The 13,452-nt window shown below is 62.9% G+C and carries 9 protein-coding genes and 1 riboswitch; of the genes, 5 read left to right on the top strand and 4 right to left on the bottom strand.

Annotated elements, in window-relative coordinates:
- Nucleotides 1-43: 43 nt before the first annotated feature.
- Nucleotides 44-496, top strand: coding sequence for an FAS1-like dehydratase domain-containing protein (locus tag A9Q02_RS18725; RefSeq protein WP_097654602.1), 453 nt, complete (start codon nucleotides 44-46; stop codon nucleotides 494-496).
- A 26-nt stretch (nucleotides 497-522) separates the two neighbouring features.
- A complete protein-coding gene (locus A9Q02_RS18720) occupies nucleotides 523-936 on the top strand; it encodes a MaoC/PaaZ C-terminal domain-containing protein (RefSeq protein ID WP_172451147.1) in 414 nt (137 codons plus the stop codon).
- Between the two features lie 73 nt (nucleotides 937-1,009).
- Here the strand turns inward: A9Q02_RS18720 and A9Q02_RS18715 are convergent, their stop codons facing one another.
- Nucleotides 1,010-4,537, bottom strand: a complete 3,528-nt coding sequence (locus A9Q02_RS18715) for a galactose-binding domain-containing protein (RefSeq protein ID WP_097654600.1) — start codon at nucleotides 4,535-4,537, stop codon at nucleotides 1,010-1,012.
- A gap of 182 nt (nucleotides 4,538-4,719) precedes the next feature.
- On the opposite strand from A9Q02_RS18715, the gene A9Q02_RS18710 reads away from it, so the two are divergent.
- Nucleotides 4,720-8,124: an ATP-binding protein gene (locus A9Q02_RS18710; RefSeq protein WP_097654599.1), complete on the top strand. Its 3,405-nt coding sequence runs from the start codon at nucleotides 4,720-4,722 to the stop codon at nucleotides 8,122-8,124.
- A 52-nt stretch (nucleotides 8,125-8,176) separates the two neighbouring features.
- Here the strand turns inward: A9Q02_RS18710 and A9Q02_RS18705 are convergent, their stop codons facing one another.
- From A9Q02_RS18705 to A9Q02_RS18690, 3 genes are all read right to left on the bottom strand, one after another.
- Entirely contained in the window at nucleotides 8,177-9,958 is a 1,782-nt protein-coding gene (locus A9Q02_RS18705; RefSeq protein WP_425430798.1) for an ISL3 family transposase, read from the bottom strand.
- 449 nt (nucleotides 9,959-10,407) lie between these two features.
- Nucleotides 10,408-11,442, bottom strand: a complete 1,035-nt coding sequence (locus A9Q02_RS18695; RefSeq protein WP_097654596.1) for a hypothetical protein — start codon at nucleotides 11,440-11,442, stop codon at nucleotides 10,408-10,410.
- A gap of 75 nt (nucleotides 11,443-11,517) precedes the next feature.
- Complete coding sequence (locus A9Q02_RS18690; RefSeq protein WP_172451145.1) at nucleotides 11,518-12,075, bottom strand: WxL domain-containing protein; 558 nt, start codon at nucleotides 12,073-12,075, stop codon at nucleotides 11,518-11,520.
- A 136-nt stretch (nucleotides 12,076-12,211) separates the two neighbouring features.
- Nucleotides 12,212-12,296: riboswitch (cyclic di-GMP riboswitch) on the bottom strand.
- Between the two features lie 177 nt (nucleotides 12,297-12,473).
- On the opposite strand from A9Q02_RS18690, the gene A9Q02_RS18685 reads away from it, so the two are divergent.
- Complete coding sequence (locus A9Q02_RS18685) at nucleotides 12,474-12,899, top strand: transposase (RefSeq protein WP_097654594.1); 426 nt, start codon at nucleotides 12,474-12,476, stop codon at nucleotides 12,897-12,899.
- Between the two features lie 121 nt (nucleotides 12,900-13,020).
- Nucleotides 13,021-13,338: a hypothetical protein gene (locus A9Q02_RS18680; protein ID WP_097654593.1), complete on the top strand. Its 318-nt coding sequence runs from the start codon at nucleotides 13,021-13,023 to the stop codon at nucleotides 13,336-13,338.
- The last annotated feature ends 114 nt before the right edge of the window (nucleotides 13,339-13,452 follow it).

The following is a 13,452-nucleotide window of genomic DNA, read 5'->3' as shown; positions in this document are numbered from 1 at the left end:
GATCTGCGGACGATGCGTGATTTGTCTGGTGTGGTGGAAAACGATGATTGATCCAGACAACCTTGGGCGCACCTTTGGACCCTACACCGTGACCGTCGAGCGTGAGCATATTCGGGCATTGGCGACCGTGCTCGGCGAAGACAGAGCCGTCTATCACATGGTCGAAGCAGCGCATGCGGCTGGGATGCCAGACCTACCTGCGCCGCCAACGCTAGCGACGCGCTATGGCCTGTGGGCCAACCCCGCGTTGCTGGCCGAACTTGAGGCCATCGGCGCACCCTTGCCGCGCCTCTTGCATGGCGAGCAGAGCTATGAGTATCATCAGCCAATCTTTGCAGGTGATGAATTGATCGCCTCGCCCGAACTGGTCGAACTGGAACAGAAAATGGGCAAGAGCGGGCCGTTTGAAGTGCTGACGCTTGAAACTCGCTGGTACAACCAGCACAGCCAACTGGTACTGACCGACCAGTTGGTCGTCGTTGTGCGTGGGGAATAAGGCTCAGCAGAGAGGAGCAGAAGGCCGTGCTAGAACCCATACGACTCAAGGTTGGCGACGCGATCCCCGGCTTTACCGAAGGGCCACTGACCCCCGAATTGTTTGTCGCGTATGCGGCAGCGTCGGGTGATTATAACCCATTGCATACCGATCCGAATTTTGCGCAGGCAGCGGGGCTTGACGGCGTGATTGCGCACGGCATGCTGGTGATGGGCATGCTCGGGCGGCTGGCAACCGACATCGCCGGACCAAGTGGCCTGCTCCATTTTCAGGTACGCTTTCGCGCCCCGACTCGCCCCGGCGAAACCCTGCACGTTGGCGGTACCATCACCAGTGCCGAAAGCCTGCCCGATGAGCGCATCATGGTCACCGCTGATCTCTGGGCACGTGGCGATGGCGAGCAACTGAAAGCCGTCGGTACGATGATGGCGATGGTGTAGGCTTTCTTTCTGGACGCGCAACAAGCCAGCATGTGCTGGCTTGTTGCGCGTCCAGAGAGGCTTGACACTGCCGTTAGCGGGAGATCAACGGCAAGTAGAGTCGCGGCTGGAGGCTAAAGACCGGGACGCCGGGCGGGGCAGGTTCGACGAGGGCGGCGTCGGTGCTGAGCGTAAAGGCGGTTGTCGCTTCCTGCGCCTGGGCCAGGCTGCTGCCCTGGGCAACGCTGCGGATGCGTACCGCGTAGTCACCTGGTGGATCGTTGGGCGAAGTGACGAGGACAAAGACGAGCTCGCCAATGCTGCTCATACGGATGCGTGCGACCTGGCGGAAATTTTCCTGCCCAGGGTAGCGTAATTCGATCAGGGCTTCGCTGTTGTCGGTAAAACCGCGTGCCGTCAAGATCAGGCTACTGCCAGGGGCCGCCGTATTGATGTCGGCTTCGACAATCGGACGATTGGCGGTTGGCTGGCGGCAGAACGCGAGATTATTGCGGTTGAGTGAGGCGTTGGGCACAGTGTAGTCAACCACAATGAAGCGATGCAGGAAGCCAGTGCTCGACTCTTCGGTTACTTCGTAGTAGTAGGGCTGGAAACCGTATTCGCACTGACCTGGCCCGAGGGCGACGCCACCCACGGTGGCCGGGAAGCCCTGCACGCCTCCACCGATCTCAAAGGCGGTGCCCCATTCAGTCGAGCGCACATCTTCGGTAATCACACCCGAGGTATACTCGTAGCCCCCGCCAAAGACGACCTTGCCGCCGCCGGCGCTCACCTCGGCATCAAACTCGGCCCCGATGCTGACACTGTGACTCGTCGCGTCAGCCTGCGTCGTAAAGGTGGTACGCTCTTCGGTGAGTGACCAAGACGAAACCGGGTTGCCAACCGAGATGCGACGTGCCGCCAGAACATCGTAATTTGCCCCATTCCAGAGCAAGCGCCCACGCTGACGCACCTGTTCGATGCCTCCGGTCAGCGGGTTATAGAGGCTGACGGTAAAGTAGCCATCGTTGGGATCGCTGTCACTGACATTGATCGGGTAGCGATCAGGATCGACCTGGCGCTCGCCAAAGACTTGCACTTCGGCGAGCGAGAGATAGCCCGTCCCGGCGAGTTGCACCCGCACGTAGCGCCCAAAGATCGGCGCATTGTTGCGATAGGTCTGGATGTTGGTGACGCGCCCGCTCTGGCCCTCGCTAAAGAAGGTCGCCACGCGAGGATCGTCCTTGAGCACCTCGGGATCATCCGAGATAGTACGCAAGTCGGTATCGGAGACAAAGACATAGAAATTACGCAACTGGGCGGCGCACGACAGATCGTCGCAACCCAGATTATTGCGATTCCAGACCCGCACTGCGCCAAGTTCTTGCGTGAGGCCAAGATCAACCTGCCACCAGGGCGCATCCTCAGCCTCGGTCTGCGTCACCGAGCCATTGGCAAAGACGGGATCGATGGTGCCGTCAATAGCGCGTGCGGCGCCGGCGTCGCCCACGGTGCTCGACTGCGCCACCGTCGCCCGACGGAAGAGGGCCAGATTCGCCCAGTCGCGGTTGAGCGGAATCCACTGGAGCGCCTGCGGATTGTTAGCCGGCCCAAAGAGACTGTTCCAGCGACTCACATCCGTCGCGATCGAGGCGTAATCTTTGTATTCGCAAAAACGCATGCCCGCATCGAGTTCCTGGCCGTCCTGGACAACCCGGTAGTTGTAGCAGTCGTAGGTGGTGCGCTCGATCGCCGCAAAACTGCCGGCATCATTCGTCCAGGCTTCCCGCGTTGTTTTGCCTTCGGTGGTACCACCGCGATTCGTGACGCTGCCGGTATACTGATAGCCTGCGGTTACCCGCGCTGTAGCCGCAACTTTGCCAAAGACAAAATTCGCCTCAAATCCACCACCAAAATAGGCACTGACTGCATGCGAGCTTGAAACCGTCAAGGCACGTTCGTCGGTCTGGGCAAAACTGGTTGACTGTCCAATCGAGGCCAGACGAAGCCGATTGCCCTGCAGCCGTTCCCAGTAAGGCGGCGCATGCACCACCGAGACGATGTTTGGTTCCTGCACCGTCTTGCAGGTAATCGAACTCCCCTGCGGCTCGCCATAGAGCGCCTTGAGCGAATCGTCGTTCCAATCGCCAAAAGCCAGGTCAATAAAGGTCGCATTCTGGCGGCCACCATCGCTCGCCGTCACCGTATCGCGTTCGGTAAGCGTCGTCGTCTCAGGTTGATAGGCAAGCGTCGTCACCTGCAACGCCTGATTATTGAGGAAGGCCAGGCCAACCTCGTGTAGCCCATCGCGGTCAAGATCGCCTGTCGCAAGCGCGAGCGGAAGACCGGGGCTCGGGGTCATCGGGATGGCAAAGCGGGCCAGTTTACGCGGGGTACCGGTGGCCCCATCAAAAGCACGCACCGCCACGTCTTCGGGGGTAACTTCGCCCACGAGGATTTCGGCACGCCCGCTGCCATCAAGATCGCCCGTAGCGAGCGTCAGGTTTGAGGTCAAGGTGACAACCACGGTTGAACTTCCCCGCTGCACGATCTGTTCAACCTCGGGATTCTCGGCGGAGGTATTGAGCGAGAAGGTTTGAACCGTATACTGCGGGCTAAAGGGGCGCACATCAGGCTGATCGGTATCGGTCAGCAGAATGATCTCGTCTTTGTAGTCGCCTGAGCCCTGGCTTGCGCCCGGGCCGGTCGTGAGACGACCATCAAGATCGGCAGCCGCCACGCGCACCAGCGTGGGTCGGCCCGTATTGAGGGTGAAATTGGCAACCTCACGCAACCTGCTCTTGAAATTGGCCCCACCATCTGGCCCGGTATAGTCAGGATCGTAACGCAACACGATCACCTCGACGTCACCGTCCTCTTTCATCAAGGCCAGAATGATCTCGTCGTTGAAGCCGTCGCCGTTGAGGTCGCCGACGGCAAGTTGGAGATCAACGACATCTTTGCGTCCGTCCTGGTCGGTACGCCAGGTCGCGAGGGGCACCTGACTATCGCGGAGCGGCTCGATGATGAAGACATTGAGCGAACCAATCGCTGTCCGACTCGCCAGCGCCAGGCGTTCGGTACGCCCAGGGGCACGACTGAGCACGCCCGACGCGACTTGCAGCAACGCATAATTCGAGACCAGCAGGCTCCGTTCGAGCACGGGCTGACCCTCTTCATGCACCAGCCAGCGCACCGTGCCATCGGCCCCGGTGTAGACCTGCACCAGTTGCGTGCGATCGCTTTGGAAGCGGAACTTGCCGGTCGTGCTGGCAAGGGCGCTGACATTTTGCGCATTGGCATTGGGCGTCTGATCGATGGCCGGCCAGGATGCATCGCGAACCAACGCGGTGCCATCAGCATTCAGATCAAACCGATCATGCAGCACCCAACCCTGGCGTCCCGCACCCGCGCCGCGCATGCCCACAAAGATCTCTTGCTCAGAGCCAAGGATGATCGCACGACCAAAGGGCGAATTCGTGCAATCGAGCGGCTCCTGTGTCAGGGCCGGCGGAAGTGCCCACGGATCATCGTCGTACTCTACCTGCGCTGCCGCAGGCGGCACAGCGAGCAACGTGGCAAAAAAACCGATCAGGAGGAGAAAAAGAAGGGTTCGTTTCACAGATAGACTCCTTGCGTAGCGCTCTTTTGTTCAGCATAGCCTTATGGATGGTAACTCAAAATACCAGAGCGACTCTTAGCAAAACCTTAGCGGAGACCGATGAGCATGGTAAAATTTCTCTTAAGGTGGAGGGGCCGCAGGCCCATCCGCCTTAAGGGAAGCCTTCAGCACAACAGGTATGCATGCAGACAGGTCTCGACATTCGTACGTTTGGTGGGCTCACGTTGCAGCGTGATGGTCAGCCCCTGGGCGAGCTTGGGTCGCGCAAGGCCGAGGCATTGCTTGTCTATCTGGCCTATGTCGGGCGTCCGGTGGCGCGCGAGATTGTGGCTGATCTGCTCTGGGGCGAAATGCTGAGCCCGGATCGCGCACGGGCTAATTTGAGTGTCTTGTTGACCGGGATGCGGCATGTGCTCGGCCCGTATCTTGAGACGTCGCGCCGTGAGGTCGGCTTGAATCCGCAACTGCCGTGCTCACTCGACGCAGCGGAACTGATCCGGTTACTCACCCCTGGGCGCGATCTGGTCGAGCCTGCCCGCTACGAAACCGGCCTGGCGCTCTATCGAGGCGAGTTTCTCCAGGGCTTTGCGGTGCGCGATACGCCGACGTTTGAGGCTTGGGTCCTGGCTGAGCAAGAGCACCTGCGGCGACTCGTGCTGATGGCTCGCCGCGAGTTAACCCGGATCTATCTCGATCAGGGGGCGTATGCGCAGGGCATTCTCCACGCCGAGGCCTTGCTCGCCGATGAACCCTTTGACGACGAGGTGCAGCAACGCCTGATGCTCTTGCTGGCCCATCACGGGCAACTGCTTGCGGCGCTCGCAAGCTACGACCGCTACCAAAGCGTGCTGGAACGCGAACTTGGCGTGGCACCCTCTGCCGAGGTTGTCGCGCTCTACCAGCGGTTACGATCCGGTGATTTCACCCATACGCCGGTGCAAGCCATCCGTACCGAGCCAACCCCGCGCGCCCTGTTCGGCTTTCCCAGCGAGCCAACGAGCTTTATCGGGCGCGAGCAGGAATTGCACCTGCTCGCCGCACGGTTGGCCGATCCGGCCTGCCGCCTGCTCACCCTGATCGGGCCGGGTGGCATCGGCAAGACGCGCCTGGCAAGCCAGGCGGCGCTTGCGCACGCAGCGACGATGCACGACGGGGCTGTTTTTGTTGCGCTCGCACCGCTTGAACAGAGCGACCAGGTACCGACAGCCATCGCGACAACGCTGGGCTGGCACCTTGATCCAACCAGGCCCCCGCTCGATCAGGTACTTGATGGCCTGCGCGAACGTCAGATGTTTGTCTTGCTCGACAATGCCGAACACCTGCCCGAGCTTGCGCCCATCGTCAATGCGATCTTGCAGGCCGCCCCCGACGTACGGCTGCTCGTCACCTCACGCGAGCCGCTACGCCTACGGGCCGAGTGGCTCATTGACCTGGAAGGGCTGGCCTACCCCCGCGAGCTCACGATGCTGACGCCGCCACAACTGGCGCGCTATAGCGCCGTGCAACTCTTTGTGCAGCGAGCGATCCAGGTCAGTGCGCGTTTTCAACTTGATGAACGCGAAGCCCCGGCGGTTGCAACGATCTGTCGCCTCGTCGAAGGCATGCCCCTGGGCATCGAACTCGCCGCCGCCTGGGCCCGTGAATTGCCGTGCGCCACGATTGCCCAGGAGGTTGCGCGCAACACCGATTTTCTTGCCACCAGGCTGCACGATGTCCCGGCACGTCAACGGAGCCTGCGGGCGATCTTTAACCATTCATGGCAGTTGCTCAATGCCCAGGAACGCGCCACGCTGACCGGGCTAGCAGTCTTCCGCGGAGGCTGCACGCTGGCTGCCGCCGAGGAGGTGCTGGGGCACCTGGTTGATCGGCCCATACGACCATTGTTACGGGCGCTGGTAGAAAAATCGCTAGTGCGGCAACGCGACGAACGGTACGAGTTGCACGAATTGTTACGCCAGTTTGCCACTGAACGCCTCGAAGCGGGCGGGGCCGGAGCGACCCGTGCGCACCATAGCACCTACTTCCTACAAACCCTGGCCGACGCACTGCCAGCGTTGACCGGGCGCAATCCGCGCACGGTGACTGAAGGGTTACGCGCCGACCTGGCGAACCTGCGGCAAGCGTGGGAATGGGCAAGCGAGCACGGGCAAGCAGACACCCTGGGGGCCGCCGCCGATGCCCTGGCGCTTCTCTACGAACGCCTGGGCTTGCTACGCGAAGGCGAAGGGCTTTTTCAGAGCGCAGCTGATCATCTGATGATGACAGCCCAGACCGCGCCGAGCGCATCTTTTGCCGCTGAGCGTGTCGCCGTCATCGCCCGTCTGCGCGCCTATCAAGGGCGTTTCACCTCGCAACAGGGGCAACACGGCGCGGCGGTTCTTCTTTTTGGCAAGATCGAGGAGTTGCTGCCTCTCGATAACCAACCCGCGCTTGCGGCACTGGTGGGGCGTTTTCGTGGCAACGCGCATGCCCGCCAAGGCGACTATGGCCTCGGTGAAGCGTATCTGCGGCAGGCACTTGGTCATGCGGAAGCCGCAGGCTTGCCGCATATCGAGGCCGATTGCCGTTCGGGGCTTGGCTGGCTGGCCGAGATTCGCGGTGACTACGCCGAAGCCCGCGCCGCCTACGAAGCCTCGCTGCTGCTCGCACGGAGCCTCGGCGATGCGCAGCGCGAGAGCATTGCCCTCGCGAATCTCGGGGTGATCGCCGAAGAGCAAGGGCGCTGCACCGAAGCCCGCGAGGCATACATGGCCGCGCTGGTGATCGACCGCGCCATCGGCGATTGCCCCGGCGAAGGCATGGTGCTCAACAACCTTGGCGTCGTCGCCTACGACGAAGGGCATTACAGCGAAGCCGAAGAACGCTTCACCGCTGCATTGAACCTGAGTCGCAGCACTGGTGATCGACGCAGCGAAGCAATTGCCCTGGTCAACCTGGGGCGCACGGCCCGCGAACAGGGCGCGTATCAGCAGGCGCACACCCATTATCAGGCATCGCTAGAACTACGGCGAGCGATTGGCAACCGCCTCGGCGAAGCGCACAGCCTCAGCGGACTGGGCATGCTCTTCCACCTGATGGGCGACCAGGCGAGAGCCGAACGCTACGTGCAAGAGGCCCTGGATCTGGCCCGCGCCCTTGGCGCACGCTCGATCATCGCGTACAGCCTCACCTATCTCGGCCACATCGCGCTGGCGCAGCAGAACGCCAACGCCGCCCTTGACGCCTACCGTGAAGCACTGGAACTACGGCTAGCGCTGCATCAACCAGCGCGTGCCATGCAAGCCCGCGCTGGCCTTGCGCTGGCCGCGCTGCTGATCGGCGATCGCACCGCCGCCCGCAGCGAAGTCGAGGCCCTGCTCGGCCACCTCAACGACAGCGCCCTGCACAGCAGCGAAGATCTGCTGCGCATCTTTGGTGCCTGCTGGCGCGTGCTGACCGCCCTGGAAGATCCACGCGCCGATGGCGTCATGCAACAAGCCCGCACCATCCTTGCGCAACGCGCCGCGATGATCACTGATCCCGTGTTGCGACGCTCGTACCTCGAAGACGTTGAGGTGCATCGCTTGATCGCAGCCGTGTCATGCTGAGCGCCAATCGCTGGCCCCTTTGCCCTGCCGTACCATCACTGTCAAGGCCGGTTTATTTTTGGCTCTCCCGCACTTTCCGTGCAGGAGGCGTCGCTTCGGAAGCGCGAGCGAGTACGCGGCGACGGAGCAGGTCAAACTTGGCTCGTCCGTACATGCTGCGCTTGATCAGCTTCAGCCGATTCACCTGGCCCTCGACCTGTCCGTTGCTGTAGGGCGACGAGAGGGCGGCCACCACGGCCGCTTTGTCGCGTTCTAACCCAACCACAAAGCTTTGCAATTCGGCAATCCCACTCGCGCGCGCTCGCTGAAGCCACCCATCAAACGCCGCAGCCGTGCGTTCCTGCACCATCTGGATGAACTCCTGCGCGAGATCATAGGCCACCCCCACCGTGGGAGCTTGGTGACAGAGGCGCTCAATGATGCCCTGCTCCTCCTGCGTGAGCTTTTCGGGACGACGAACCAGGAGCCAGGCGGCCTGCCGCGCGGACAAGCGGCGTTGCGCTGGTGGTTTCGGGCTTGGCGCTGACGCTGGGGGACGGCCGCGCCCGCGCCGTGGTGGGCGGTTCGGGTCAGGCTGCGGCACCAGGTGGCGATGCTGCGCGACCCAGCGCGAGACCAGCGCCCGTGAGCCACGGTAGCCGTGCTGCTCCCGCAGTTCCCGCCAGAGCTGCATCCCGTTGTCCTGGCCAGCGGCCAATTGCGCTTCCAGATGCGGAATGAACGGGTCGAGCTTCCTGGGCTGAGGGCGCCTGGTGGCCTGCTCTGGGAACTGACTGGCCGCCACAAAGCGTCGCACGGTGTTGCGGCTGATCTGGAGTCGCGCCGCGATGGCGCGGATGCCGATGCCCTGGGCGTGCAACTCCCGCACCTCCGTGTAGCGTGCCTGTCGGCGGGCGCGTCGCTCCTGGCTCTGCTGCGCGGCCTTGTTCAGCGGAGACGAAGCTCCTGCTGGCGCGGGAGCGGGTGACGGCGCATTCACCACTGCTGGCTCAGCCGGTGCTTCCGCCTCAGCCGGTGCTTCCGCCTCAGCCGGTGCTTTCGCCTCCGGGGAGACCACCGGCTCGGTAGGAAGCACCGGCGGTGGATCGGAAGATGGGGACTCTGGTCGGGTGGCTGCCACCAGCGCATCCTGCTGCCCATCAAGCAAGCGTTGCAGCATTTCGCGCACGTTCTGGATCAAGTGAAAGCGGTCGGCAACCTGGAGCGCATCGGGCGCACCACGGCTGGCACCCTCGGCATATTCGTTTGAGCGGTCGCGCGTAATGACCTCGACGCCTGGGTGATCTTTCAGCCACTGCGCGACCACCTCGGCGGATCGCTCCTCGATCAGATCCACCGGCCGATGGGCTTCCAGGTCGACCAGCAGCGTGCCATACACCTGACCTTTACGCAGGGCGAAGTCGTCGATGCCAAGGCAGCGCGGGGTTGGGCGCGCATCCTCAGGCGTACTCCGGGCCAGACGAAGCAAGGTATCGGGGCTGAGGCCCATGCCCTGGCGCCGTGCCAGACGCGCCCCAGGTTCGCCGCCCACATCCAGGGCGAGCTGGCGCTGTTCTGCCCGCAGTCGGGTGGTTCGGCGCGCAGAAGGAATGGCCAGCCCCGGCACCGGCTCAGTGAAGGTGGAGCGACCACAGCCGAGGGTCGCACAGCGAAAGCGCCGGACGTGGAGCTGCACGCGGACGGGCAGCTGGGCCAGAGGCAGATCCGCCAGACGGCGCTGGTAGTGGCTATGGACCCGGTGCGTGGTCACCGCGCAGGTGGGGCAGTCGGCGGTCTGGGCGGTCGTGTGGAGGTCAACGCGGATGCCTTCAGGCGTGAAGTCGGCAGCGGTCATCTGGAGGGCGGCACCAACAGGGATGAACAGATTTTCGATCAACATCAGATTCTTGCCTCAATACAAACATATTTGTAAACCTCCTATTCTAGCACGTTGGTTCTCTCCCTGCCTGCACGGAAAGTGCGGGAGAGCCACTTTTCACTTGACAAAAACACGCGGCCCTACCTACGTGCTATACTTGGTGCCTGCGTTGTAGAGCCTACGCGTTGCTCCCTCTGCCTATGCAACCTTGTTCGCTTGACCCTGCGGGCGTCCCTCGCCCTGAGCGCGCTTGCTCTGCCGCGCACTCTAGCCTTGCTCAACCTGCTCGGGCGATTGTTCCAGCGGCCGACGGGTCTGGTGAAACAAAAGCGGGTCGCGCAGGGTAGATTTGCCACCCTGCGCGACCCGCTTTTGTTTGTGCAGGAGGGCCTGCCCCTCCTTGAGTAATGGCCTCTTTTCCCAGGCTAGCGCCGCCGGCGCCGGAGCATCGGCACGAATGCTATCATGATCAGCAGGGCCAGCCCGACCACAAACAGCACGTCGCTCGGGATGCTCAAACCAACGTTTGGCGCCGGCGCCTGGACGACTGGCGTCTGGTTGATAGGCGCTGCCTGCGGCCCCTCGCTCGCCGGGGCCACCGTCGGTGCGATGGGCGCCTCGATCCGCAGGGGCAGCGCTGGGTTCTGAGCTAACGGACCGGCCTTCGCGTCGCTCAGCTCCAGGGCGATCGTATAGTCGCCCGGCAGCAGAGCGCCGGCGAAGGGCACCTCGAAGCTCGTGGTCGTCCCCGCGTAGATCGACCCCATCTTCACCGGGTAGCGGCTCACCTCGGCGCCTGCTGCATCGTACAACACCACCTCGCCCTCGGGCTGCAGTCGCACGTTGCCGCTGTTGTGCAGCTCCACGCGGATCCGCGAGTTGCTGCCCACTAGGGTGTGGCTGGCCGCGCCAATCGACAGGGCCGGCTGCTGCGGGCCAGGCACCAGAACCGCGATGGCGATCGCCTGGCGTGACACCTGGTTGAGCGCCACTCCCCCCTCGCCGCTCACGTCGCTGGCCTCGCCCTGGATGACGATGCTCGTCAGGTATTCGCCGGGCTGCGTGTTGGGCGGGATGCTCACCATGAAGCTGCGGTGGAGGGCGCTGTGGGCATCGAGGGTTGTCGTCTGCGCCGCGTAGTCCACCCAGCCGCTCATGCCGCTGCCGGTGGTCTCCTCCAGCGACACGCCCATGCCACCATTGATCAGCGAGTAGACATCGGCCAGGTAGGTGTAGGCAACCGCCGGCGCGTCGCCGAAGTTCCCTAGCTCCACGGTGACCTCCTGGCTCGCACCGGGCTCGAGGATCAGGTCGATATAGCTGCCGGTGCCGCCGATCTGGCGAATGCCCAGCCTGGTAGTTTCACCCTGGGCGGCGGCCAGGCCGCCCGAGCAGAAGAATACAAGTAGTGTGGCAATAACGCAGAGCAGCCGCAAAGTGGAAAAAGTACGGTTTGGCATGGCTTCCTGGTTTCGTTACGAAGAGGGCCGTGGAGCACTACTGCTCCCCGGCCCTTGAAAGAAAGCTACGACCTACTAAACGCCAGGGCCGGACGCCGAGGTCACGGTCAGGGTGCCTGTGTAGGTGCCTGCACGGGCGTAGGCGGGGACATCCAGGCGGAGGCCGAGCACCTGGGTGTAGATGCCCTGGCCAAAGCCGGCGTCGGCGGAGATAACCCGACGCGCCGTGTCGAGGGTGGCGTCGACGGGGGCGATGGCCAGCGGGCCGGAGGTCGGGTTAACGGCCTGCCCTGCGGTGGCAGCCGGCGTGCTGGCCGAGGTGACCGACAGGCTGTCGGCGCCCAGGCCGAGGCCGCCGGTGAGAGCGGACGCCTCGATGGTCACGTTCCAGCCGGCGCCGCTGCCTCTCCCATCATCGACGGTTAGGCCAACTGTGCCGGTCGTGGACTGGGCAGCGTTGCTGTAGCTGAGCGGCTCCAGGGTTGCGCCTGCCAGGGTGGCTGCGAGCGACCCACCCGTAAGGGTCATGCTGACGCCGGTGCCGGTGTCGGCGTGGGCGGCGGGGGCGACCGAGAGGGCGAGCGCGGCGGCGATACCGAGGCCGGAGGCGAAGATGCGGGTAAAGCGAGACATGTGTGGTACTCCATTGTGCCCCATCGTGGGGCGAATTACATTCGTGAGCTGAACGTCGGCCGGCATGGTGAAAGCGTCAAAGACCCTTTCTGCTAAAGCTGGCCAGCACACGGATGTGCGGAGTACGCTATGCGTACATGCCAGGGTCGGTTACGCCACTTGCTCCCTCGGTGATAGAGGCGTCCACATTAATCACCGAGATCATCGCACCCGCTGGCCAGGATTCCTTGGGAAGTTTGTCGGGCTACGAGCGTTTCGCTCATGCTCATAATACATTGCCGGGCAGTTCGGGTATATAGGCCATCGATCCCCCCTGCCCGACTTTTGAGTACCCCCTCCTGATAACACTATAGGACTAGGACTTACGCAGTTGGCTGCACCTGCGGTAGTATGGGGGCATGAATGAACCCAAGGTGCAGGATCTCGACTACATCACCTTCTTGCTCGCGACGCCGCGCGCCGTATCGGCGACCGAGGCGGAGCGTGTTCAACCTGAGGGGCCACGGCAAGCTGCTCACGATGCGTTCACGCGCCTGCTCCATCGGCTTGAACCCGACACCACACGGCTGTGGCAAGCGGCCGCGCCGCTGATTGATCGCACGCGCGGGCTGCTGGTAGTTGACAATAGCACCTTGGATACGCCGTACGCGTACACGATCGCGCTGGTGCATCGGCATTGGTCAGGGAAACATGGCCACGTAGTATCGGGCATCAACGTGGTGAGCCTCGTATGGAGCGATGACACACACGCCATCCCATGCGACTATCGCCTGTTCGACGCACCAAACGATGGACTGACTCAAAGCAGCTACGGGCCTGGCTGATCTGGATAGCGCGCGGGATGCGCGCCCATAGGCAGCAGGTCTTCTACATTGAGTATCTGCAGCCGAGTTGGCTTGCGACAAGCGGGCAACGACGGCTATTCATGGACTCAGCAGCGTAATCATGGGCCTGGGTGTCGACCTGGGCATCAGCCTGATCTTCGGCCTCATCGGATTTCTGTTCGGAATTCTGGTCGGGGGCCTGGTGCTATATGGCGGTGCAGCAGTGATCAAACACTACCTCCTTCGTCTTCTGCCGCGATTCCACTGCGGTGCCTCCTGGGACTCCGCCGACGCCCTTGACCAGGCAGTGAGCCACATACTGATGACGCGCGTTGGTGGCAGCTACCGCTTTTACCACCGGCTGCTCCAGGAGCACCTCGCAGAACATGAAGACAGCGATCTGCCCGTGGCAACTATCCTCGGGCCACAAGACGACTGACATGAGACCCTAAAACCGTGACACTCCGCAGCGGCTCAAGCCGCGCGGCTTCTTGGCCCAACCCGCCTCGTGGCGAGCTTGACGACCAACGGATCTGTCCGACCCGGTTCCCGA

Origin of the sequence: Candidatus Chloroploca asiatica (assembly GCF_002532075.1) — a bacterium.
Classification (GTDB): domain Bacteria; phylum Chloroflexota; class Chloroflexia; order Chloroflexales; family Chloroflexaceae; genus Chloroploca; species Chloroploca asiatica.
Note: the sequence above shows the minus strand (reverse complement) of the source record. Positions and strands in the feature narration are given on the sequence as shown.